This window comes from Actinomadura sp. NBRC 104425, from assembly GCF_030269545.1.
GTDB classification, from domain to species: domain Bacteria; phylum Actinomycetota; class Actinomycetes; order Streptosporangiales; family Streptosporangiaceae; genus Spirillospora; species Spirillospora keratinilytica.
Window position 1 is genome coordinate 74,215 of the sequence record NZ_BSTN01000022.1, and the last position, 21,882, is coordinate 96,096.

Sequence of the window (21,882 nt, forward strand, 5' to 3'; positions counted from 1 at the left end):
CTGCCGACTGGCGGCCGCAATCGAACGGAGGACGACCATGCGCAGACGCGTGACCGTGGTCGGCGAGGTGCTCGTCGACCTGCTCTGGAAGGCGGGCGCCGCGCAGGTGCTGCCGGTGCCCGGCGGCAGCCCGGCGAACGTCGCGGTCGGGCTGCACCGCCTCGAACGGCCCGTCACCCTCGTGACGACCTGGGGCGACGACCCGCCCGGCGCGCTGATCGGCGCCCATCTGGACGGCATCGGCGTCGAGGTGCGGCGCGCGCCGAGCACCGCCGAGCGCAGCACGGTGGCCCTCGCCTACCTCGGCGAGGACGGCTCGGCGAGCTACGAGTTCCTGGCCGCCTGGGATCCGCAGGAGCTGGGCGTGCCCGCCGACACCGCCGTCCTGCACACCGGCTCGCTGGCGCTGGTGGTCGAGCCCGGCGCGGCCAAGGTGCTGGACGCCTGCCGCCGGGTGCGCGAGCGGCCGGGCACGGCGGTCGCCGTCGACCTCAACGTGCGGCCCGCCGTCCAGCGCGACCGCGCCGCCTACCGCGCCGTCTGCGACCGGTTCGCCGAGGCCGCCGACGTCGTCAAGGCCAGCGCCGAGGACCTGGCCTGGCTTTACCCGGGCACACCCGCCGAGCAGGCCGCCCGCGACCTGCTGGCCCGCGGCGCCCGGCTGGTCGTCGTCACGCTCGGCGCGGACGGCGCGTTCGCGCTCACGGCCGACGCGCAGGTGCGCGTCCCGGCGCCGTCCGTCGAGGTCAGGGACACCGTCGGCGCCGGCGACGCCTTCCAGGCCGCCCTGCTGGACGCTCTGGCCTCCGGCGCCGCGACCGGCGACCGGCTCGTGCCGCCATCGGCCGAGGAACTGACGGACGTGCTCACCCGCTGCGTCACGGCCGCCGCCATCACCTGCACGCGTGTCGGCGCCGACCCGCCGACCGCCGCCGAACTCCAGGCCGCCGCGCCGTCCCCGCACGACGAGTAGGCCCGGGCGGACCGGGTCGGCCTCACGACCGGTCGGCCCTCAGTGCAGGAGTCTGCGCACATGGCGCCACCGCAGGCCGTCCCCCGGTCGCACCTTCACCAGCAACATGCCCCTGTGGAGGAGCGCCTGCCTCCTGACCCGCATGGGCATGACGTCATCGACCCAGGCGAACCTGCGTCCGTCCGCATGCCGCAGGATCGGCGCCCACTTGCGCATGCGGGGGATCAGCAGCGGCGGGCACCTGGGATCGTCCGGCCGGGCCCGGTAGCTGGGGAAGTCCACGTACGGTAGCTCGGGGTCCCAGCAACGGCGCGATGTACTCGTTGGGGTGACCTTCCCATGTCGTCGCCCACACCAGGTCGTAGGTCTCGCCGAGCCGGGCGAGCCATGCGGCGTGCTGCTCCGACACCCGGACCGTCAGTCTCCCAACGGCGTGTTCGGCGAACCTGTGGGCCTCGCACGGGTTCTCGGGGTTGAGCACACCGTCCACGTCGAGGTACAGCGGAGGACGCGCCGAGGCCCTGCTGCCGGCCGGGGTGCACCGCCGAGTCCCCGCGCCACCCCGCCAACGTACCGGCGGTGCAGAGGCATCTATGCTGGCGGGTCGGCACCATGCGAACCATGGGGTCGCACCGTGGGTCGATCCGACAAGGAAGCCGCGCATGACTGATCTTCCCGTCCGTCACTTCCAGGGCCGCGACGGCGTCGACCTGGTGTACCGCGAGGTGGGCGAGGGGCGGCCGCTGGTGCTGATCCACGGCTACTTCTCCACCGCCACGGTCAACTGGATCCGCTACGGCCACGCCGCCGAGCTGGCATCGCGCGGCCACCGCGTGATCATGCCGGACCTGCGCGCGCACGGCGACAGCGGCAAGCCGCACGACCCCTCCGCCTACCCGCCCGACGTGCTGGCCGACGACGGGTTCGCGCTGCTGGACGCCCTCGGCCTCACCGACTACGACCTCGGCGGCTACTCGCTGGGCGCGCGCACCGTCGTGCGCATGCTGGCGCGCGGCGCGACCCCCCGCCGCGCGATCGTCGCGGGGATGGGCCTGAACGGCATCGTCAACGCCGGCGGACGCAGCGCCCACTTCCGGCACGTCCTGACCAATCTGGGCAAGCACGAACGCGGCTCGGCCGCGTGGAAGGCCGAGGCGTTCCTTAAGACGGTCGGCGGCGACCCCGAGGCGCTGCTGCGCCTCCTGGACTCCTTCGTCGACACCTCCCCCGAGGAGCTGGCCCGCATCACCGTCCCGATGCTCGTGCTGGCGGGCGCCAAGGACGACGACAACGGCTCCGCCGAGGCCCTCGCCGACTCCCTCCTGTACGGCGAGTACGCCGAGATTCCCGGCGACCACATGAGCGCTGTCACCAAGCGCGACCTCGGCACCGCCATCGCCGACTTCCTCGCGGCCTGACCCGCGCGCCGCGGCCGAGTAAAACCGTCGGTGGGCGTGTCTATAGTCGCGGCATGGGCGAGGAACAGCAGGCGTGGGACGAGCTGCACGCGGCGGGCTTCCTGCATGCGGCGCGTGAGGCGCACCGGGAGGCGACGCTGGCCGTCTTCGGCTCGCTGAGCCGTTCGGCGGGGTTCAAGGAGCGCTCGTTCGGCTACGCGTCCTTCGACGTGTTGGAGAGCTGGCTCGACCGGGTGTTCCGCATCGGCCGCCGCCCGGAAGGCGACCGTCCGGCGGTGGTGCGCGACAACCTCAACAACTCGCCCGGGTGGCGGTACGGGCGGTACCGCGTGCTGCTCAAACGGCACGAGTTCGGCGCCGTACGGGCCATCCGCTGGGACCGCGACAGCCCCACCAAGCAGGCCGTGGCGCGGCAGGACTTCCCCGACGACCCGCAGCTCGCTCTCGATCTGGGCATAACCCCCGTACGCGACACGCCCGAGGTGGTGACGCTCGTCCTCGCGCACAGCGCCACCGAGGAGCCGCTGGAGATGGAGCTGTACCTGGGGCGTCCCCGGCTGAACGCCGACGGCGGCCCGGCCTGGCACTGGCTGCGGCCGCTCAACGACGACACCCTCGGCCCCGATCCTCGGCGTAAGCTCGTCGAGCCCACCCTGCCGCTGTGGACCGACGACGAGGCGGACGCCCCCGTGCGCCTGCGCGAACCGAAGCGGCGGCGGCACGGCACTGCGAGGAGACGGACGAGCACCGAAACGGCCTAGTGAACGACCTCACCACCGATGACCGCACGGCCAGGCGGCTCGCCGAGGCGCGGCGGCTGTTCGACTGCGAACGGCTGACCCTGGCGCGCCGGCTGCGCGGGCTGCGCAAGAACCAGCTCGCCCAGGCAGTCGGCACCACCCCGGCCGCCATCGGCCGCTACGAGGGCGGCGTGCACACGCCGTCCGAGGGCACGCTGTCGCGGCTGGCGATCGCGCTCGGCGTGCCGGTGGAGTTCTTCCACGCCGGACGCAGCCCCGTCACGCTCGACACCGCGCACGCCCACTTCCGGTCCCTGCGCTCGGCCACGCAGATCGAGCGCGACCAGGCCCTGGCCTTCGGGCGGATCGCCGCCGACATCGTCGCCGCCCTCGAGGAACTGGTGGAGTTTCCGCCCGCCGACCTGCCCGAGTACCCGGTGCCGCCGGACGAGATCGCCGGCCCCGGCCCGGTGGAGGCGGCGCGCCTGGCCCGCAAGGCGCTGCTGGACGTGCCCGGCCCCGTCCCGCACGTCGTCCGGCTGCTGGAGCGGCACGGCGTGATCGTGCTGATCCTGCCGCCGTCCACCGAGCGGGTCGACGCGTTCAGCATCGGCGCCCACCCGCGTCCGATGGTGCTGTTCAACCCGGCCAAGGGCGACTACTGGCGCAACCGCTTCGACGGCGCCCACGAACTCGGCCATCTGGTCATGCACGCCGACGCCGAACCCGGCAGCAAGGTCATCGAGGACCAGGCGCACCGCTTCGCCGCCGAGTTCCTCATGCCCGAAGAGGACATCGCCGACCAGCTTCCGCGCACCGCCGACTGGGACCGCCTGGCCGACCTCAGGGCCGTCTGGGGCGTCAGCATGGCCGCCCTGCTGTTCCGCGCCCGCACGCTGGGCATCATGACCGAGACCGCGTACCGCAACGCGATGAGCGCCATGAGCCGACGGGGCTGGCGCCGCCGGGAACCCGGCCCCGCCCACCCACTGGAAGGCCCCACCATGCTCACCCGCGCCGTGGAACTGACCGGCGAGGCGGGCATCGACCGCGACCAACTGGCCGAACGCGCCCACGTCACCCGCGCCGACCTCGACCTCCTCGTCCCCACGCGCTCCCGCTAGTCGCTCTCCCGCCCGCGCACCGGGCTCGGCGTACCTGTCAGCCTCGACGAGATCGCGCCACCGCGCGGCCCGGGCTGTTGCACAGCCCGGGGCACCACACAGCCCCAGCCACCGCACAGCCCCGGCCACCGCACAGCCCCAGCCTCATATCGAACGTTTGTTGTAATTGCATCGGACACCGTTCAACGGAGAGGGGTGTGATGACGGACATCCATGTGACCGTGTGGGACGACAGCGACGGTTCGGCGCGCGCGGCGGCCATCTTCGCGCACGGCGTGATGACGTGGGGCACCGACGACCGGTACGGGTTCGGGGCGCAGCGGCCGCTGGCGGACGCCTACCGGCTGCTGATGGTCGACCGGCGCGGGCACGGCGCCAGCCCGGACATCGACCGCACGGACTACGAGGTGGACGCCGACGACATCGTCGGCCTGCTGACGGGCGTCCCCGGCGGCGCGCACCTGGTGGGGCACTCCTACGGCGGGGTGGCCGTGATGCTCGCCGCGGCCCGCCGTCCGGACCTGGTGCGCTCGCTGACGCTCATCCAGCCCGGGGCCCTGCGCCCGGCGGCCGACCATCCGGTCGTGGCGGAGGCGCTACACCGCAGCCGCCAGGCCACCGCGGAACTCCCCCCGGACCTGTCGCCGGAAGAGTATCTGCGCATGTCCACCGAGGGGCTCGGCCTGCCCATGCCCGAGCCGACCCCCGAGCGGCTGCGGGCCGTGAAGGCGGCGATGCGCGAAACGCCCCTGCTGGGACGCCGAGGTGCCCCTCCAGCCGCTGGCGGACGCCCCGTGGCCCACTCTGATCATCACGGGCACGCGGGAGGGCGCCCCCGAGGCCTATCGCCGGTACGCGGGCGAGCCGCTGCTGGCCGCCGCCGACTTCATCGCCGACCGGATCGGGGCCGAACGCCTGCGCGTCCCCGGGTTCTATCCGCACACCGAGCAGCCGACGCTCGTCAACGACGCGCTGCGGGACCTGTGGCGGCGCGCCGACGCCGCGGCATAGCCGAGAACAGGACGAACGCCCACCGCACCGGCCATGCGCCGACGACCTGGGGGTCGACGGAAAGACCGCCGGCCTTCCGGACGCGATGCGGTGGGCAAGCCCCGCGGGATAGGAATCCGCCGATCGGATGTCCGCTTACCGAACGACGGGAGACACGGCACCCCGACGAGACCACTTGATTACTGTACGCGATGATCGCATTACCCAGGGAGGTTCTCGGCGATCCTCCGCTTGGCATTCCCGGCGCACGGCACCGGGTGCGTCCGGGAGTCAGCTCACCCAGGCCAGCAGAGGATCGCACCGGGACGGATCGCGCAGGCGCGCCAGCGCCCCCTTCTCCAGCTGGCGGACGCGTTCGCGGGTGAGGCCGATCCGGTCGGCGATGTCCTGAAGGGTGTGCGGACGGCCGTCCTGCAGCCCGTACCGCAGGGTCAGGATCAGGGCCTCGCGCGGCGGCAGCTCGCCCACCAGGGCGCGCAGCTCCTGCGCGAGGTTCTCGAACTCCAGCATCTCCGACGCCGGAACGGTGGTCGCGTCGGGGATCAGGTCGCCGACGCGGGTCTCGCCGTCCTCGCCGACCATGGTGTCGAGGCTGAGGGTCTCGCGCGCGGCCTGACGCAGGTCGACGACCCGGTCGACGGGCTGGCCTGCGGCGGCGGCCACCGCCTCGGCGGTCGGTTCACGGCCCGCCGTCTCCAGGTGGCGCTCGATGCGCGCCAGCCGGGTCAGCTCCTCCAGGACGTGGGCGGGAAGGCGGACGGTGCGGGCCTTGTCGGCCAGCCCGCGGCCAATGGCCTGCCGGATCCACCACATCGAGTAGGTGGAGAACTTGTATCCCTTGGCGTAGTCGAACTTCTCGACGGCGTGGATCAGCCCGAGGTTGCCCTCTTGGATCACGTCGAGCATCGGCAGCCCGCGGCCGGCGTACTTCTTGGCGGCCGACACCACGAGCCGCAGATTGGCCCTGATCATGTGGTCTTTGGCCAGTCGGCCGTCCCGGGCGAGCGCCTCCAGCTCCCCGCGCGTGGCGTCGACCGTGCGCGGCGCGCGCCCCGCGTCGAGCAGGTGGCGGGCGTACAGCCCGGCCTCGATCCGCTTGGACAGCTCAACCTCCTGCTCGGCGGTCAGCAGCTCCGTCGCGCCGATCTGCGACAGGTACTGTCCCAGCAGGTCCCGCTCCTCGTCGGGGCCTGACGGCTCGTAACGCGGATAATCCTGGTAGGTGCGGGCCACCCTGCTCACCCTCGGTCGTGGCGACGGCGTCCGGACGAGGCTCGGTAAGGCTCGGTCGAGGCGCCGACGGTGATGTTCCCGGCGCAGAACACCGCCTCGCGGGTCTGCTCGCGGAGCTGGGTCTCGTCGGCTTCCATCCTCATGCGAACCATGGGCGTCCCCTCGGCTCGACCGCCTTTTCCGGAAGGCGCTTTAAATACCCGCAGGGCGCATCCCAAACACGGGGAATTCTCAGCCCGGTGTGCAGGCGGCTCCGTTGAAGGTGCAGGAGTACGGGGCCAGCGGCTCGCCGTTGCCCTGGAAGTAGATCGTCGTGCTGCCGCCCCGGGGCAGCACCCCGCCGCTCACCATGATCGTGCTCCCGTGGCGGTGCCACGCCTGCGGCCACAGCGCCGTCAGCTTCCTGGGCGGATAGCTGAACGTCAGCCGCCACGACGGCAGGTCGGAACCGCTGCCGTTGGTGACGACGTAGGCGCCGTGGAAGGTGCCCCGCCAGTCGTTGACGGTCGAGTACCTGATCGTGACGCGCCCGTTCGTCCGGGACGGCTGGGACGGGGACGGCGAGGCGGTCCGGCTCCGCGTCGCCCGCGGCGCGGCGGAGGCGGAGGCGGGCGAGGCCGAGACCGAGGACCGGGACGGGGACGCCGACGGTGACGCGGACGCGGAGGGCGACGGCGTCGGGCTCGGCTCGCTCTCGTCATCGCGCCCCGTCGGCCCTTCGCTCGCCTGCGGGACGGTCGGCGGCTCGTCGGCGCACGCGGTCGGCTCGCATTCCGCAGCGGCCTGCGGAACGCGTTCGTCGTCGCCGCCGAAGAGCATGTTCATCACCAGGATCGTGACGACGAAGGTGACCAGCCCTACCCCGCCGGCCGCCCACGCGACCCAGGACGGGCGGTAGCCGCGCACGCTCGCCAGCAACCCCGCCTTGGGCCGCCGCCGCGTTCCCCCTTTGCGGCGCCCCGCCGATCCTGCCCTGCGTTCTGCCATGGCGTCCCTTCCGGTCGTACCAAGAAGGCCACCGAGCGCCGTCCCGCACCCGGGGAACACCGTCCCCGCGCCCCGCCCAGGCACAATGCCGCGAGAATCCTAATGGACGGAGCAGTCGCGGAATGGCCAGAACGCGCCTGTTCCCGCCGGCCGGTTGCGTCTGCGCACCAAAAATCAACCCATCGCGAAGGAAAGAACACGTTACGTAGAAGCGCCGCCGGTTCCGCGATGTCGCGCCACCCTAGAAAGGACGGCGCGGCAATCCGCGGACCCGTCGCGGAAAACACATTCCGCCACGCCTCGCGCACACGCGGCGACTTCGTCGCTCATCCTGCAAAGAACGCCGGGCCGCCGCCGCACCCGGCACGACTCCGCAGGTCATCGCCGTGCAGGCAGGGGCGGCCGAGGCGCTGAAATCCGACGGCGAACTGTTGTGAAACAGCCACGTCAGGGCTGTGAGCGCTTAATCGTGTGGTGGTCATGTCGGCATGGACCGGAGCACGTCCGGAAGGGCGTAGCGCCGTCCCGGACGTGACCATGCAGCGGGCCGGGGCGAGCCGCTCATCGCGGTTCGGCGGCGCCGTTCTTGATGTTGCGGAGGAGGGCACGCCACTGCGCCGGTTCCAGGACGAGCATGCCGCCGGAACCGTCACGCGAATCCCTGACGTACACGCGACCTTCGTGCGCCGCCACCTCGACGCACTCGTCCCCCTCCCGGCTCGCGCCGCTCTTGCGCCAGGCAAGCCGGCTCCTCGTCGACGGACGGTCGGCCATCCAGCACCCCTCTGTGAAAGTCGCCGGCGGGGCCTGTCGCACGAGTCATCCGGACAAGAGCACCCACCGGCCCCTAGCAGGGCATGACAAACCACGACCTTGTGGAAAATTTCCCGGACATGAGTGTAAACGGTTTCAGTTATCCCGCCTACACCGGGATCACAAGATCACGTGATGTCGCTATGACGCCCACTCGGCCTTGGGGTGTCGGTACGGCGGTCACCTCCGTGTTCGTCGAGGTCGGGGGTGCCGAAGCGGCATCCTTGGTCAGCTCATGAGGTCCTCGGCGGCCTGCCGGATCAGCTCGATGGACTCGCTCGCCGGCAGCGCCTCCTCCAGCAGCACCTCGAAGTTGTCGCGGTACTCGGCGATGCGCGGCTCGTCGCCGGTGATCATCACGCTGGTGCCCGGCCGGCCCTCCAGATACAGCACGTCGCCGAGGCCGCCTTCGAACTCCAGGAGCGTGAACGGCCCGTAGATGCCCAGGTGGGCACCGCGCGAGAAGGGGATCACGCGGACGGTCAGCAGGTCGCTGCGCTCGACGGAGTCGGCGATGTGCCGCAGCTGGTTCGGCATGATCATCGGGTCGCTCTCGACGCCGAAATGCCGGCGGATCACGGCCTCGTCGACGATGTAGTACTGCCGGGGCGGGTTCTCGCGCCGGGCCAGTTCCTCCTGGCGCTGCATCCGCAGCTTGACGGCGAGCGCCCGGCTCGTGGGGTTGACCATGCCGGTGGCGAGCACCTCGGCGTATTCGCGGGTCTGCAGCAGGCCGGGCACCACCGTGCCGTGGAAGCTGCGGATGAAGGACGCCCCCGCGGCGTAGCCGACGAAGTTGAGGAAGGTGTCGTCCAGCTCGTTCTTGTAGGCGTTCCACCAGGCGGGTTCGCGGGCGCCGCGGGCCAGGGCCTGCAGCTTCTCCTGCCGGCTCTCGGACGTGACGTCGTAGACCATCAGCAGGGCCTGCAGGTCGGTCCGGGTGATGGCGTTCTTCCCGCCCTCGATCCTGATGACCTTGGACGGAGACCATTCCAGAGCCCGTGCCACCTGCTCCTGCGTCATTCCCTTCTCTTTTCGGAGCCTGACGAGCTCACTACGCAGCAGCGCGCTCTGTACAACCGGGCCCTGATCACTAGCCATTGCAAACGCTCACTCTAAGTAGTCGCAGTGTGGTCGATATCACATGCCGATGTGCCACCTGGCAGTCGGGCACCTGGCGCGCCGGTCACCTGCAACTCGACAGCTGCCCCCGACGCCGCCGTTCCGTTGTACCCCAACACCCCTCCGTCACGTGGCCGGTAACGCGAAATTCAGCTTGCGTACTGCTGCACGGCACTAGACCATGTTGTACGGTGCTAGGTAGCAGATTAACAGGATACGCGCTGACATACAGCGGCGCGACATGTTAGGGTAAAGAAACGATCTTGACGCAGGGTCAGGATTCGAGGTCGGCCCCGTTCGGCCGGCCCGCACCGGCCCCGCCACGCCCGGGGCGCCCGCGCCGGGCCGTCCACCCGAAGGAGGTCCCGCAGGCATCGACATTCCAAGCGTTCACCTGGAAAAGCCAAGGGCCACCCTGCGCTCTCCCTCGATCACACCGGTAGCCAGCCAAGCGAATCGAAGGAAAGCGGAGGGCGACCCTTCGGAACCGTCAGATGAGTTCGCCGGCCGTGACCGCCCTGCGTCATCGCCGCAGTTCGGCCGTTTGACCAGGCAAAACACCTCCAGCGGACTCACCCAGTCTAACCGCGATCAAGCGGCAGAGGCTATAGGTGACCGCGACTTGCGCACCGCCCACCGCGCCATCGCCCGGTATGCCCAGGCCACGCGACCGGATCCGGGCGCCCGCGCAAGCCGCCTTCGAGACTTGGGATTCTCGACCATGCGTACACAGCAGAATACGCGTCGAAAAGCCGACGTCATCTCTGTGCGCCGTCCCGCGGCCCCGACCGGGCCGTCGAGCTCCCGGACGACGCCGCCACGCACCCCTCACCGTACGCCCGCCCCGTCCAGCGCCCTCTCATTCGGCCGTCCACGCGCTGCACAGAGCGCTCGCGGCCGGTCCGGGAGGGTGCGATGATGACCTCCCACCCCCACCGGCACGACCCGGACGCGATGGTCACCCGTCCGTCCCTGCGCTCCCTGGACAGGACGCACCGCCGGCCCGCCGCCCGCGTCCAGCCGACCGCGCCGGCGGCGGACCTGCAGACGCCCTACGACCTGCCCACCTCCGGCCGCGGATTCTGGGGCTCCCTCACCCACGCCGAGCGCGAGGCGTTCGCCAGGGACGGCGAACCGGTGGGGTTGCCGGTCGGTCACGTGCTGTGGCGCGAGGGCGACGCCGCCGACCATGTGCTGATCATCCGATCCGGCTGGGTGAAGATCTGCGTCCGGCGCAAGGGCTGGGAGCGGATCATCGCCGTCCGCGGCCCCGGCGACCTGATCGGGGAACGCGCCGCCATGCAGGTGCGGCGGCGTTCGGCCACCGTGGTCGCGCTGGACACCGTCCACGCGCTGCGCGTGTCCACCGGCGCGTTCGCCGCCATACTGGCCGAGCACCCGCGCATCCTCCGCGTCATCGAGGAGCAGATGTACGACCGGCTCGCCGAGCAGACCGCCCCGGCCGCCCACGTGACCGACTCCCCGTGGCCGGCGGCGGTGCCCCGCGACGCCGGTGCGTCCGCACCGGTCACCGCGCCGGTGGCCGACATCCGCGCCGGGCAGAACTGCACGATCCTGTTCACCGACATCGTGGGGTTCAGCGGAGCGCACCGCACCGACGAGGACCGGCTCGTCGTGCGCCGCGTCATGTACGACCTGCTGCGCGGCGCACTGGAGCACTCCGACGTGCCCTGGGAGCCGTGCCACCGTGAGGACCGCGGCGACGGCGCCCTGGTGATCGTCCCCGCCGAGATCCCCACCCGCCGGGTCGTCGACCCGATGCTCGCGCGGCTCACCGCCGGGCTGCGCCGCCACAACCGCACCGCCGGCGAGGCCACCCGCTTCCAGCTGCGGGTCGCGCTGCACGTCGGCCCCGTCGTCCCGGACGACCAGGGCGTCTCCGGCCTGGCGATCATCCAGACGGCGCGGCTGCTGGACGCGCCCGTCCTGCGGGAATGGCTAGACCGCACCCAGGCCGACGTCGGCTTCATCGCCTCGGCCTACGTCTACGAGTTCGTCATCGCGCATGCGCCGGGCCCGGTGAACCCGGCCAGCTACCAGCGCGTCACCTGCAAGGTCAAGGACGCGGAACTGACGGGCTGGATGCACCTGTCCAGCGCCACCATCCCGCCCGCGGCCTGACCGCCGCCTCTCACCGCTCACGAGCGCCGCCGGGTCCACCCCGCACCCGGCCCCCGCGCCCTTCCCTCGTCTCCCGGGCCTTCGCCCCGGGCCGCATGTCACACGGCGGCCGTGCCGATGAGCCCCTCCCGCGTGACCAGGGCCGCCAAAGCTTCCTCCGTCAGCCCCTCGGTGCCGTCGGGACGGCGCGGCAGCACCATGTAGCGCACCTCCGAGCTGGAATCCCACACCGCGATCTCGACCTCGTCCGGCAGGTGTAGGCCGAACTCGGCGAGCACCTCGCGCGGCTCCCGCACCACCCGGGCGCGGTAGGCGTGGCTTTTGTACCAGGACGGGGACGGCCCCAGCAGCGACACCGGATAGCACGAGCACAACGTGCACACGATCACGTTGTGGACGCGCGCGGTGTTCTCCACCACCTTCAGCCGGTAATCCATCGGCACCGAACCGGACGAACCGAGCCTCACCTCCGCGGCCGCGGCGTTGCCGTCTTCCAGCAGGCGCTCGCGGAAGGCGGGGTCGGTCCAGGCTCGTGCGACCAGCCTGGCGCCGTTCGTGGGCGCCGCGTCCCGCATGAACCGGCTGAGCGTCTCATCAAGTTCCCGGTCACTGGTGAGCCCGGCCGCGATCGCCCGCTCCTCCAGACGGCGGACGCGCGCGGCCACCGGCAAGTCAACATGGCTCAAGGTAGGACTCCCACAGGTCGACGGCGACGGTGTGCCCGCCCGTCCCCCACAGGTCGCGGGCGGCGAAACGCACGTTGTAGACGGTTTCCACGCGCGGCGGGTCGATACCGCGTACACGGTCGTCCGGCAGCGGCCACGCGCCGTGCGCCTCGACGACCTCACCCACCTGGCCCCGCACGTAGCGCGGCACACGGGTGTGGTGCGGAGGGTCGACGGCGCGGACCCGCACCCGGTCTCCTGGCCCGTACGCCGGCGTGCTCGCGTCGTCAGCCAAGCCGCTTCTCCTCCAGGAGGTTCTCTATGGCCAACAGCCAGCGCTCGTAGTACGAGCTGCGCAGATAGACCTCCGGCGGCAGCCTTTCGATGGCGTCGCGGAACTCGTCCAGGTGGTACGCCCCGTTGTTCACCAGCGTCGTGTTGAGCGCGTACACGCGGGCCTCCCAGTCGGCGTGGAACGGCGGCTCGTCCCCCACGACGACCGGCACGGGCCCGAACCCCTCTTGCCCGCCCATGTCGTGCACCCTGCCCATGACCCCGAAGCTACCCCGCCTGCTAACCCATACCCAGCCCCCCGGAGGGCACAGCACCCTCCCAACCCCCGGCACGCCCGCTGCACGGGTCGGGGCGTGGGCCACCGTGCGGCGTGGGCCACCGTGCGGCGTGGCGCCTAGACCAAGTGTTCGGACCGGTGTGGGGGCCGGTACGCAGCCGTGTGAATGCCCCCACGTCCACCCGGTGCACAGCCCAGTGTCCGGATGGGCGCGCGGCCCACCGGCTTCACACACCGGGGCGCACTGGGTGGGCATCGGGGCGTTGGCCAGACGCGAACCGGTGCGCGGGGCCGGTGTCCGTACAGCTGTGCAAACCGGCGGCGTGCGGGGCCGGAAAAAGGGCGCGCCGCCGACTCCGCTGGGGAGGTCGGCGGCGCGTACGGCGTGCGAGCCGTGTACCAAACGCGAAGGTCAGGCGGCGGCCCGCTCCCGCGCACCGCCGGTCACGACCTGACGCAGCACGTCCGGCTTGTCGGTGATGATGCCGTTCACACCGAGCTTGATGACGTTGCGCATGGCGGCCGGGTCGTCCACCGTCCAGGTGAAGACCTCCATGCCCAGCGCGTGCACCCGCTTGACGTATGCCGAGGTCAGAGCGGTGTACTGCGGGTTGATCTGGTCGGCGTATGCGGCCAGGACCGGGAGCTGCTCGACGGCGGGCGTGCCGAGCAGGCCGATCGGCACCCGCGGCATGATTTCGCTGAAGCGCTCCATCGACTCCCAGTTGAACGACTGCACGACCAGTCGGCGCTCACGCGGGTCGGGCAGCAGCCATGACGGGTTGCGCTTGAGTTCGTCGGCGATCCGCTTCTCGATGCCGGGGTACAGCTCCGGCGACTTCACCTCCAGCAGCAGCCCGATGCCGCTGTGCCGCATGGCCCGCAGCGACTCGCCCAGCGTCGGAATCCGCTCGCCGGTGTACTCGGCGCTGAACCAGGATCCGGCGTCCAGCTTGCGGATCTCCGCGAGGGTGAAGTCGGCGACCCGCCACGGCGCCCGGTCGGGGTAGACCTCCTCCACGTTGGTGGTCCGGGCCAGCGTGGTGTCGTGGATGACGACCAGCTTGTGGTCCTTGGTCTCCTGCACGTCCAGTTCGAACATGTCGGCGCGCTGCTTGCGGGCCAGTTTGAACGCGGCGATGGTGTTCTCCGGCGCATACGCGGAGGCACCACGGTGCGCGACGACCGTGACCTTGCCGGGAGTCGACGTCGATGCGGCCGCGTCCGTCGCGGTACCGGTGACCAGCGTGGCGGCCACAGCGGCGGCGAGGGTGAGACCGAGCCGTCGGAACATTGGCACCCCTTGCAGGTAGGCGATGTCGGTCCAACCCTTGAGCCGTCCGGTGACGCTCAAGTAACAGCTCGATAGCAGCTCGTGTAATCCGGGTAGACGAGACACGCCGCCCCCGCACTATCGGTCCGCCTTAATCCGTTCGTCCGCCGTCTCGCCACGACTCCAAGGCGACGCATCATGCCCTTGACGCGCGTCCGCGGCCATCGATCCGGATACGCCATCGGCCGCACGCCGTCTGCCGCACAACTCGGCCTCAAATAACAGAAAGATTCGCAACCCGTCCCGCCATCGCGGGCCCCACTCACCGCCGCTCACCGCCCGGCACCGACCATGCTGTCGCGTTAGCGTCGCCAGCACCTGCCCTCCCCACCTTGTGCGGCCTTGGGCACCACCATGCTCCGCACCACGTCGACCAGAACACCAAGCCGCCGACCGTAACCTGCAATGCCGCACTCCCCGACGTCATGCAAGGCCCCGGCGCAAGCAGCACGACCGGCAGCAACAAGCAAACCCATCAGGACCAGCCACCGACGCCATGCGCGATCCGGCGCGTCGACAAGCAGCTCGACATCCGATGCGAACGAGCGTTGATGTCGGTCGCGGTGCCGACGGAAGAAGCGGCTGTTGCCCCCGGGCCGCTGGTCGGCGACACCTCGCGTCGCGTCACCATGTCCGCCACCGCCGTCGCGTCCGGTGCACGCGCCGCCGCCGGGGCGCCGCCGCGCCCAGGCCGTGCGGTCGTTTCAGTCGTCGTCCACCATGGCCTCGGCGTCGGACGGAGGCATCGACCCTGCGTCGGGTGAGGGTGTTGGGTCGGCGCTGGGCGGGGGCGTTGCGAGGTTGCCCGCCATGGGGTGCACAGGGGTGGTCTGGTCGTCTCGAGGTGCTTCGCCTGCGGCTTCGGATCGCCGGAAAGGTTTGCGGCCGGGAATCCTCGTGCGGGACGGCTTCACCTGCCGAACGATGCCGGGCCACGGCGGCGTGTCGCCCGCAGGAGGCCGACGGCGGCGGACGACACGAGGACGCGGCAGAAGGCGACGCCGGGCGGCGGGTACGAAGGGCGGGTGCGGCATCGCGAGCCTGGTCGGCCTGCTGCGGCCGCGCAGGATGACCGAGGCGCCGAGCTCCCACTCCTCGGCCTCGGCGGGACGGGCCGCCCGCAGCAGGGCGCCGGAGGCCAGGACCCGGCCGGGGAAGGTCTTGGCGAGGTCGCTGAGGCGCGCGGCCTCGTTCACCGGGTCGCCGATCACCGTGTACTCGAAGCGCTGCTCGGCGCCGATGTAGCCGGCGACGACCGGGCCCGCCGACACGCCGACGCCCGCGTCCAGCTGCGGGACCTCCGCGCGCAGCCGGACGGCCAGTTCCCGGGCGGCTCCCAGCGCGGCGCCCGCGGCGTCCGGGAGACGGGTGGGCGCGCCGAAGATGGCCAGCGCGGCGTCGCCCTCGAACTTGTTGATCCAGCCGCCATGGCGGCCGACCACGTTCACCACCACGCCGAAGAACGCGTTGAGCAGCGCCACGACCTGGTCGGGCGAGCGGCTGTCGGCAAGGCGGGTGGAACCGGCCAGGTCGACGAACAGCACGGCGACCTCCCGGGTCTCCCCGCCCAGCCTGATGTCGCCGCTCTCCAACGCCAGGACGGCGACCTCCTCCCCGACGTGCCGTCCGAACAGATCGCGCAGCCGCTGGTGTTCGCGCAGGCCGGCGACCATGTGGTTGAACCCGGCCTGCAGCTGGCCGACCTCGCTGGCGTCGTACACCTCGACCCGCGCGCCGAGGTCGCCGCGTTCGACGCGGGCCATGCCCTCCCGCACCGACGCGATGGGGTCGGCGACGGCACGGGTCGCGATGTAGGTGACCTGCATTCCGACCACCAGGGCGGCCCCGCCGAGGCCCAGCACGGTGACGGCGAGCTGCGCGGTGCCGATACCCGGCGCGACCAGCGCCGCGATCGCCACGCAGACCAGGCCGAAAATCGGGACGGCGGTGCCGAGCGCCCAGGCGAGCATGACGCGCGTGGTGACGCCCGGCAGCCGCAGGCCGCGCGGCGGTTCGCTGGCCAGCACCAGCGCGGCCGCGGGCCGCAGCAGCCGCTCCGACAGCAGATAGACGATGGTGCAGGTCGTCATCGCGCCGAGCAGGCAGGTCAGCCCCACCTTGACGGCCAGCCGGCCGGTGAAAAGGATCAGGTCGAGCAGGAACCAACCCGCGGCGCCGCCGCCCCACATCACCCCCACCAGCAGGGTCAGCCGCAGCGGCCCGAGCAGCACGGCGCGGCGCTGCACCGCGTCGGGGACGCCCTTGTCGCGGACGAGCCGGACGACCGGGCGCCACAGCCGCAATCCCACCAGCAGCGTCACGGGCGCGGCCACCACCGGATAGCTGAAGAACGCGACGGTGTTGACCAGGCGCGCGTACTGCGGGTCGGCGAGCGGCGGGTCGGGCACCACGAAGATGGCGAACAGCAGGACCACCGCGGCGCCGCCCAGGTTGGCCAGGCTCACCACGACCAGCAGCACCCAGCGGACGCGCAGCTCGAGCATGGTCCGGGGGATGCCGGGGAGGTCAAGGCGGGCTCCGAGCCCGCGTACCACCGCCCTGCCGGTCACCTCTGCCCTCCCCGGTCTCCCGAGGTTCATGACGGCCGTCGCCCTGCGACACGTTCACCCTAAGGGCCGCGAAGCCGACGCGGCGGAAAACTCCCCACCGCGAGGACGAACGCTGGGCGCCGCCGTAAGGCCGGTGTGTCCCCACGGCGGCGCCCCTCGCTCAGCCGGTGTTCTGGGGCGTGCCAGGGGCGGACGCCGAGACGGCCGCCATCCGGGCCTGCTGGGAGCCGCGCCGGACGAACGGCCATCCCGCGACGACGAGCACCAGCCAGCCCGCCATCACATACAGCGCGACCCGGGTGTCGGCCTCCCAGGCGATCAGCACGGTGACGAACGCGAAGAACGCCAGCACCAGCACGCTCGTGAACGGCGCGCCCGGCATGCGGTACGGGGCGGCGGGCAGCCGGCCCTCGGCGACCGCGCGGCGGTAACGCATATGGGCGACGACGATGACCGTCCACACCATGATGGCGCCGCCGGTGGACACCGAGGTGATGTACTCGAACGCCTTCTCCGGGACGACCGCGTTCACCACCACGCCGATGCCCATGACCACCGCCGAGATCACCACGGTCAGCACGGGCACGCCACGGCCGCTGAGCCGCGCCAGGATCCGCGGGCCGTCGCCGTTGGCCCCGGCCGTCCGCAGCATCCGCGAGGTGGAGTACAGGCCGCCCGCGTTGCAGGACGACAGCGCGGCGGTCAGGACCACGAAGTTGACGATGCCCGCCGCGGCCGGGATGCCGATCTTCGTGAAGGCCAGCACGAAGGGGCTCGTGCCCTCCTCGAACTCCGTCCAGCTCACCACCGAAAGGATCACCAGCAGGGACCCCAGGTAGAACAGCGCGAACCGGATCGGCAGCGCGTTGATCGCGCGGGGGATGTTCTTCTCGGGGTCCTTGGCCTCGCCGGCGGTCACGCCGACCAGCTCGACGCCCAGGTAGGCGAACATGACCATCTGCAGCGTCATCATGGTGTGGCCGAACCCGTTGGGGAAGATCCCGCCGTGCGACCACAGGTTCGTGACCGAGGCGGTGCGTCCGGCATCGCTGAACCCGAAGACCAGCACCGCCAGCCCGACCAGGATCATCATCACGATCGCGGCGACCTTGATCATGGCGAACCAGAACTCCAGCTCGCCGAACAGCCGCACCGAGATCAGGTTGACCACGAACAGCACGACCAGCGCGATCAGGGCGGTCTTCCACTGGTCGAAGCCGGGCCACCAGTACTGCACGTATTGGCCCGCGGCGGTCAGCTCGGCCATCCCGGTGGTCACCCAGATGATCCAGTACGTCCAGGCCGTCGCGTAGCCCCAGAACGGCCCGAGGAACTCCCGGGCGTAGTCGGCGAACCCGCCCGGGGCGCGCCGGTAGGTCAACAGCTCGCCGAGCGCCCGCATCACGAAGAACAGCGCCAGCCCCGCGACCGCATAGGTGAGGATCAGACTGGGGCCGGCCTTGGCGATGTTGGTCCCCGCACCGAGGAAGAGGCCGGTGCCGATGGTGCCGCCGATCGCCAGCATCTGGATCTGCCGGGTGCCGAGCGCCCGGTGGTAGCCCTCCCCGGCCGGTTGCGCCTCCTCAGGGGGGCGGTCGGCAGTGTTTACAGCCATGCGCCTCTGGGCCTTTCTCTCCTCCGCCGCCCGGTGGGACGACGGCATCTGCAGTCCCCTTGTGGGTGACCGGGGTCATACTAGGTACTCACCGCACAAACCTGTAATAGCCCCCTGTCCAGCGCGAACATCACGCAACGACATCGAGTGTCACCCTACGCAACGGCACCGACACTTTACGCGGCACACCTCGCCCGAAGCCAGCGCCGTCTCGCCCTCAACCCCCCTCGACTCGCACCTGATCCCGGCGGTCGGCGACCGCGATAACGAGTTGGCGCTCACCTCGGGCATCGCGTATGCTCTCGGTCGTTGCCGAACACCGGCGAGGTCCGGTCAGGGAACACCTCCAGGGCGGTTACGCTCAGGAGTGCAAGGTCCTGTGGAGCAGTTAGGAGTGCTCGCCACCCTGTCAAGGTGGAGGCCGCGGGTTCAAATCCCGTCAGGACCGCCAGGCGTACCGCCGTCTCCGGTGCGTCATGGGCAGGTAGCTCAGTCGGTACGAGCGTCCGCCTGAAAAGCGGAAGGTCGGCGGTTCGACCCCGCCCCTGCCCACACCGTATGACCAGCACAAACGCCCGGCCGCATGATCGCAGCCGGGCGTTTTGACGACAACGCTGACGACAACGCCCCCTAGCTCAGGGCATCCCCCAACCTCCGTAGCGCGTTCCGCTTCTCGTCGAGGGCAGCGTGAGCGTAGATCGTCATCGTGACCTCGATGTCACTGTGCCCGACGATCTCACGCACCACATGCGGCGGGACGCCCAGGTCCAGCAGCAGCGACACACACGTGTGCCGCATGTCGTGAAACCGCACCGAGCCGAGGCCGGCAGCCTCACGGATGCGCCCCCAACTCCGGCGAAGGTTGTCCGGCTCCATGGGCGTACCGATGCGGGACGGGAAGACGAGCCCGTGATCCTGCCAGTGCGGCCACGCCTCAGCCCGTTCCGCTTCCTGGCGGACCTTGTGCTCACACAGAGCCGTGATGCACAACTCCGGAAGCGGGATCGTCCGCTCGGAGTCGTCGGTCTTGGGCGGGACGAACCGCAGCTCTCCCCCGACCCGTTGCAGCGTCTGGACCACTTCCATGGTCGCGCTTTCGATCCCGCTTTCTGAGCACCGCTCGCACGGGTCGCCGTCCAGGGTGCCGCCCTCACCGCCGCAGGCCCGGCATGCGACGAGCTTGACATCCTCCCAGCGGAGCCCCAGCAGCTCACCGCGCCGCAGGCCGAGGCAGAGCGCCAGGACGTACAGCGCGTAGAGCCGTTCACCCCTGGCAGCCTTGAGCACGTCGCGCGCCTGGTCGACCGTGAGCCCCCGGTTCACTCTGTACTTCGGCGCTGTGATCGTGACGAGCTTGGCGACGTTGCGCGGGATGATCTCCTCACGCACGGCCGCCTGTAGAGCGTTCCGAAGGACGGCGTGGATGAACTGCACCATGCGAGGCGACAGCCGGGAGTTGCAGCACTCGCCGCCCTTAAGGGAGCAGCAGCGCGGCACCTCACGGGCGTTGTCCCAACCGTTCCGGCAACACTGGCACGCCTCCCGGATACGGGTCAGCGCGAGTCGTACGTCACGAGCCGTGAGCTTACCGAGCCGCTTCTTGCCCAGTTCAGGGATGAGGTAGCGGCGAACGATCCCCTCGTACCCCTGGTATGTCTTGGGGCGCCGTTCCACCTTCACCACCTGCTCTAGCCAGTAGGCGAGGAACTGTTCAACGGTCCAACTCTCCGAAGCAACGGGGGTACCCTCGTCCGCCTGCGCCTTGAGCTTGACGTACTTGGCGTGGCATTCCTCGCGCGTCCTGCCGTACACGCTGACACGCTTGATCGTCCCTGCAGTGGTGGGGACGAAGACTTTCGCCTCGTACCGCCCGTCTTTCCGCTGCACGATCGTGCCTTCACCGTTGGCACGCTTACGTGTCCTGCGCCGCTTCCGGTCTTCCGGATCCTCCGACACGGCAAGCGCGATCTTGGTACTCATCAGGCAGCAACCTCCGTGAGGCGGTCCAGGCATTCGGTCAGCGCGTCGACCGGGACGAGGCGACGGCGGCCGATCTTGACGGTGCGGAGCTGGTTGGAGCGGATGAGGTTGTAGAGCGTCCAGCGGCTCACCCGGAGCCGTTCGGCCGCCTCGTCAACGGTCAGGACAAGTTCGGACAATCAGCCCTCCTCTTGCGTCGCGGCCAACGGATTGAGCGGGGGTAGAGGTGTGCCGGTCAGGGCAGCGGTCAGCAGTGCCTCGCCGGGTGTGAGGCCCTGACCGAGGTAGCGCCAGTGGGAGACGACGAGCACCTGGTCGTCGTCGGTCAGCGGCAGACGCCCGGTGGTGATGTCGCGTTCGTGCCGGTTGTGGTCGATGCGCGCTTGCCGCAGCGCGCCGAGGGTGGTCGAGTAGCGCCGCGATTTGGTGGAGAAGTGGCCCCGGAAGCCGAGCATGTGCGCCCACTCGGCGAGGCGGAGTTCGGCCATCTCCGCCATGCGCCCCAGGTCCAGGCATGCGGCGATGAGCCGCCGGGCGTGCGCGGAGACCGGGAGCGCGTCCAAGTCATCGATGGCGCGTATGCGGCGGTCGAGGGTGCCGGTGCATTCGGCGGCTTTGGTGGCGTACTTGGCGATGTAGCCCGCCACGGCCGTGTCCGTCAGGTCCCCGGTTGTGGTGATCGGGCGGACGTCCAGTTGCGCGCCCCAGGTCAGCGACCGGGACGGCACACCGGGAGCGGCCGGAGTGGTGACGGTGACGGCATGCGCGGCCTGGTGGACGGCGTCGGCGAGCAGGTCATAGGACGCCCAGCCAGGGGGAGGCGTCGCCGGCCCCTGCGCACCGTCCAGGCGGATGACGGCGTGGAAGTGCACCACGCCGCGCCGCTGGTACTCGGCGACCTTGGCGAAGGAAACGGTGAGCGTTTCAGCCAGTTCACGCAGGGTCAGGCCTGCGGCTTTGGCGATCCTGCGGCGCAGCGCCATGGTGAACCGCCGCCACAGTTCCGGCGCCAGCGCGTTGAACAGCACCGAACCGGAGTAGTCGTAACACTCAGGACACAGCGGCTCACCGAGACGCGGGTCATCGGACGCATGCCGGACGGTGCACGACAGCGCCCGCCCGTGCGGGCATTGCCCCGCGTCGCGTCGAGGGTGGCACGGCGACACCGCCCCGCCGCGTGCCTCCCGCCGCGCGTGCACGGGACCGAACGAGGGCGCGGTGAGCGTCACGAACGCCGCCGGATGCTGCGCCACCGTCTCAGGCACGCCCTTGCCACCGGCCAGGCCCGCGCGCACGAGTTGGTAGGTGTCGGCGCGGTAGGTTTCGGCGCAGGCCGGGCAGCGCGAGGCCCGGCGGGTCTTGCAGGCCACCCGCAGTACCCCGCCCGGCTCACGGGCGGTGCTGTAGCGATGCAGCAGTTCACCGGTCAGGCCGTCGCGGTACTCGACCGACCCCCGTAGGTGGATCGGTTGTGCGCATCCGCCGGTTGCTCGGGCGCGGGCGGCCCACCGGTGGAAGTCGGGCCGGTCGAGCTTGGCGGCCATGTCGCGGATGGCGAGCGGAGTCAGCCACGCGGAACCGGGAG

At 70.9% G+C, this 21,882-nt stretch carries 21 protein-coding genes, 2 tRNA genes and 1 pseudogene; 8 read left to right on the top strand and 16 right to left on the bottom strand.

The window, feature by feature from the left end:
- The first annotated feature begins 37 nt into the window (after window positions 1-37).
- Window positions 38-973: a carbohydrate kinase family protein gene (locus QSK22_RS25980; protein ID WP_285496998.1), complete on the top strand. Its 936-nt coding sequence runs from the start codon at window positions 38-40 to the stop codon at window positions 971-973.
- A 39-nt stretch (window positions 974-1,012) separates the two neighbouring features.
- Here the strand turns inward: QSK22_RS25980 and QSK22_RS25985 are convergent, their stop codons facing one another.
- Together QSK22_RS25985 and QSK22_RS33850 are read right to left on the bottom strand one after the other, a co-directional pair.
- Window positions 1,013-1,255, bottom strand: a complete 243-nt coding sequence (locus QSK22_RS25985; protein WP_285496999.1) for a hypothetical protein — start codon at window positions 1,253-1,255, stop codon at window positions 1,013-1,015.
- 16 nt (window positions 1,256-1,271) lie between these two features.
- Window positions 1,272-1,637, bottom strand: a pseudogene (locus QSK22_RS33850) (HAD domain-containing protein); the annotation flags it as partial.
- On the opposite strand from QSK22_RS33850, the gene QSK22_RS25990 reads away from it, so the two are divergent.
- The 4 genes from QSK22_RS25990 (at window position 1,636) to QSK22_RS33855 (ending at window position 5,445) form a co-directional block, all read left to right on the top strand.
- Window positions 1,636-2,391 carry an alpha/beta fold hydrolase gene (locus QSK22_RS25990; protein WP_285497000.1) on the top strand — a complete coding sequence of 252 codons (756 nt, stop codon included), beginning with the start codon at window positions 1,636-1,638 and terminating at the stop codon, window positions 2,389-2,391. The pseudogene QSK22_RS33850 and the gene QSK22_RS25990 overlap by 2 nt on opposite strands.
- Window positions 2,392-2,444: 53 nt before the next feature.
- The gene (locus QSK22_RS25995; RefSeq protein WP_285497001.1) at window positions 2,445-3,152 is read left to right on the top strand and encodes a hypothetical protein; all 708 of its coding nucleotides are present in this window, start codon (window positions 2,445-2,447) and stop codon (window positions 3,150-3,152) included.
- Entirely contained in the window at window positions 3,152-4,255 is a 1,104-nt protein-coding gene (locus QSK22_RS26000; protein ID WP_285497002.1) for an XRE family transcriptional regulator, read from the top strand. The genes QSK22_RS25995 and QSK22_RS26000 overlap by 1 nt, the downstream gene beginning before the upstream one ends.
- Before the next feature lie 278 nt (window positions 4,256-4,533).
- Window positions 4,534-5,445, top strand: a complete 912-nt coding sequence (locus QSK22_RS33855) for an alpha/beta fold hydrolase (protein WP_352231486.1) — start codon at window positions 4,534-4,536, stop codon at window positions 5,443-5,445.
- A 91-nt stretch (window positions 5,446-5,536) separates the two neighbouring features.
- On the opposite strand, the gene QSK22_RS26010 is transcribed toward QSK22_RS33855, so the two are convergent.
- The 5 genes from QSK22_RS26010 to QSK22_RS26030 form a co-directional block, all read right to left on the bottom strand.
- A complete protein-coding gene (locus QSK22_RS26010; RefSeq protein WP_285497004.1) occupies window positions 5,537-6,499 on the bottom strand; it encodes a sigma-70 family RNA polymerase sigma factor in 963 nt (320 codons plus the stop codon).
- 5 nt (window positions 6,500-6,504) lie between these two features.
- Window positions 6,505-6,642, bottom strand: a complete 138-nt coding sequence (locus QSK22_RS26015; protein WP_285497005.1) for a hypothetical protein — start codon at window positions 6,640-6,642, stop codon at window positions 6,505-6,507.
- A gap of 88 nt (window positions 6,643-6,730) precedes the next feature.
- Window positions 6,731-7,486, bottom strand: a complete 756-nt coding sequence (locus tag QSK22_RS26020; RefSeq protein ID WP_285497006.1) for a cellulose binding domain-containing protein — start codon at window positions 7,484-7,486, stop codon at window positions 6,731-6,733.
- 561 nt (window positions 7,487-8,047) lie between these two features.
- Window positions 8,048-8,260, bottom strand: a complete 213-nt coding sequence (locus tag QSK22_RS26025; protein WP_285497007.1) for a DUF397 domain-containing protein — start codon at window positions 8,258-8,260, stop codon at window positions 8,048-8,050.
- Window positions 8,261-8,527: 267 nt separating this feature from the next.
- On the bottom strand, window positions 8,528-9,400 hold the full coding sequence (locus QSK22_RS26030) for a helix-turn-helix domain-containing protein (protein WP_285497008.1): 873 nt from the start codon (window positions 9,398-9,400) through the stop codon (window positions 8,528-8,530).
- 939 nt (window positions 9,401-10,339) lie between these two features.
- Between QSK22_RS26030 and QSK22_RS26035 the strand changes: the two genes are divergently transcribed.
- A complete protein-coding gene (locus tag QSK22_RS26035; RefSeq protein WP_285497009.1) occupies window positions 10,340-11,563 on the top strand; it encodes a cyclic nucleotide-binding domain-containing protein in 1,224 nt (407 codons plus the stop codon).
- Window positions 11,564-11,661: 98 nt separating this feature from the next.
- On the opposite strand, the gene QSK22_RS26040 is transcribed toward QSK22_RS26035, so the two are convergent.
- The 6 genes from QSK22_RS26040 to QSK22_RS26065 form a co-directional block, all read right to left on the bottom strand.
- Window positions 11,662-12,249, bottom strand: coding sequence for a nitrile hydratase subunit alpha (locus QSK22_RS26040; RefSeq protein WP_285497010.1), 588 nt, complete (start codon window positions 12,247-12,249; stop codon window positions 11,662-11,664).
- The gene (locus QSK22_RS26045; RefSeq protein ID WP_285497011.1) at window positions 12,236-12,523 is read right to left on the bottom strand and encodes an SH3-like domain-containing protein; all 288 of its coding nucleotides are present in this window, start codon (window positions 12,521-12,523) and stop codon (window positions 12,236-12,238) included. Before QSK22_RS26045 ends, QSK22_RS26040 begins: the two co-directional genes overlap by 14 nt.
- Window positions 12,516-12,779, bottom strand: a complete 264-nt coding sequence (locus tag QSK22_RS26050; RefSeq protein ID WP_285497012.1) for an SH3-like domain-containing protein — start codon at window positions 12,777-12,779, stop codon at window positions 12,516-12,518. Before QSK22_RS26050 ends, QSK22_RS26045 begins: the two co-directional genes overlap by 8 nt.
- A 432-nt stretch (window positions 12,780-13,211) precedes the next feature.
- A complete protein-coding gene (locus QSK22_RS26055) occupies window positions 13,212-14,093 on the bottom strand; it encodes a glycerophosphodiester phosphodiesterase (RefSeq protein ID WP_285497013.1) in 882 nt (293 codons plus the stop codon).
- Window positions 14,094-14,836: 743 nt separating this feature from the next.
- Window positions 14,837-16,636: an adenylate/guanylate cyclase domain-containing protein gene (locus tag QSK22_RS26060; protein WP_285497015.1), complete on the bottom strand. Its 1,800-nt coding sequence runs from the start codon at window positions 16,634-16,636 to the stop codon at window positions 14,837-14,839.
- Between the two features lie 226 nt (window positions 16,637-16,862).
- Entirely contained in the window at window positions 16,863-18,317 is a 1,455-nt protein-coding gene (locus QSK22_RS26065) for an amino acid permease (RefSeq protein WP_285497016.1), read from the bottom strand.
- Window positions 18,318-18,690: 373 nt separating this feature from the next.
- Here QSK22_RS26065 and QSK22_RS26070 point away from each other — a divergent pair.
- A tRNA-Asp gene (locus QSK22_RS26070) sits at window positions 18,691-18,768 on the top strand.
- A 27-nt stretch (window positions 18,769-18,795) separates the two neighbouring features.
- Window positions 18,796-18,869: transfer RNA gene (locus tag QSK22_RS26075), tRNA-Phe, on the top strand.
- A 78-nt stretch (window positions 18,870-18,947) separates the two neighbouring features.
- On the opposite strand, the gene QSK22_RS26080 is transcribed toward QSK22_RS26075, so the two are convergent.
- From QSK22_RS26080 to QSK22_RS26090, 3 genes are read right to left on the bottom strand one after another with little or no spacing between them, the layout of a single operon-like run.
- Complete coding sequence (locus tag QSK22_RS26080; RefSeq protein ID WP_285497017.1) at window positions 18,948-20,297, bottom strand: tyrosine-type recombinase/integrase; 1,350 nt, start codon at window positions 20,295-20,297, stop codon at window positions 18,948-18,950.
- Window positions 20,297-20,476, bottom strand: coding sequence for a helix-turn-helix domain-containing protein (locus QSK22_RS26085; protein ID WP_285497019.1), 180 nt, complete (start codon window positions 20,474-20,476; stop codon window positions 20,297-20,299). Before QSK22_RS26085 ends, QSK22_RS26080 begins: the two co-directional genes overlap by 1 nt.
- Window positions 20,477-21,841 (bottom strand): replication initiator, encoded by a 1,365-nt coding sequence (locus tag QSK22_RS26090; protein ID WP_502872366.1) that lies wholly within the window; start codon window positions 21,839-21,841, stop codon window positions 20,477-20,479.
- Window positions 21,842-21,882: the final 41 nt, after the last annotated feature.

What these genes read in the sequence shown, in the direction of transcription:
- QSK22_RS25980 (WP_285496998.1), top strand. Translation starts at nt 38, where the DNA reads ATGCGCAGACGCGTGACCGTGGTCGGCGAGGTGCTCGTCGACCTGCTC.
- QSK22_RS26030 (WP_285497008.1), bottom strand. Translation starts at nt 9,400, where the DNA reads ATGGCTAGTGATCAGGGCCCGGTTGTACAGAGCGCGCTGCTGCGTAGT.
- QSK22_RS26020 (WP_285497006.1), bottom strand. Translation starts at nt 7,486, where the DNA reads ATGGCAGAACGCAGGGCAGGATCGGCGGGGCGCCGCAAAGGGGGAACG.
- QSK22_RS26015 (WP_285497005.1), bottom strand. Translation starts at nt 6,642, where the DNA reads ATGAGGATGGAAGCCGACGAGACCCAGCTCCGCGAGCAGACCCGCGAG.
- QSK22_RS26055 (WP_285497013.1), bottom strand. Translation starts at nt 14,093, where the DNA reads ATGTTCCGACGGCTCGGTCTCACCCTCGCCGCCGCTGTGGCCGCCACG.
- QSK22_RS26060 (WP_285497015.1), bottom strand. Translation starts at nt 16,636, where the DNA reads ATGCTCGAGCTGCGCGTCCGCTGGGTGCTGCTGGTCGTGGTGAGCCTG.
- QSK22_RS25990 (WP_285497000.1), top strand. Translation starts at nt 1,636, where the DNA reads ATGACTGATCTTCCCGTCCGTCACTTCCAGGGCCGCGACGGCGTCGAC.
- QSK22_RS25995 (WP_285497001.1), top strand. Translation starts at nt 2,445, where the DNA reads ATGGGCGAGGAACAGCAGGCGTGGGACGAGCTGCACGCGGCGGGCTTC.
- QSK22_RS26080 (WP_285497017.1), bottom strand. Translation starts at nt 20,297, where the DNA reads ATGAGTACCAAGATCGCGCTTGCCGTGTCGGAGGATCCGGAAGACCGG.
- QSK22_RS26025 (WP_285497007.1), bottom strand. Translation starts at nt 8,260, where the DNA reads ATGGCCGACCGTCCGTCGACGAGGAGCCGGCTTGCCTGGCGCAAGAGC.
- QSK22_RS26050 (WP_285497012.1), bottom strand. Translation starts at nt 12,779, where the DNA reads ATGGGCAGGGTGCACGACATGGGCGGGCAAGAGGGGTTCGGGCCCGTG.
- QSK22_RS26090 (WP_502872366.1), bottom strand. Translation starts at nt 21,841, where the DNA reads ATGGCCGCCAAGCTCGACCGGCCCGACTTCCACCGGTGGGCCGCCCGC.
- QSK22_RS26035 (WP_285497009.1), top strand. Translation starts at nt 10,340, where the DNA reads ATGACCTCCCACCCCCACCGGCACGACCCGGACGCGATGGTCACCCGT.
- QSK22_RS33855 (WP_352231486.1), top strand. Translation starts at nt 4,534, where the DNA reads ATGACGTGGGGCACCGACGACCGGTACGGGTTCGGGGCGCAGCGGCCG.
- QSK22_RS26065 (WP_285497016.1), bottom strand. Translation starts at nt 18,317, where the DNA reads ATGGCTGTAAACACTGCCGACCGCCCCCCTGAGGAGGCGCAACCGGCC.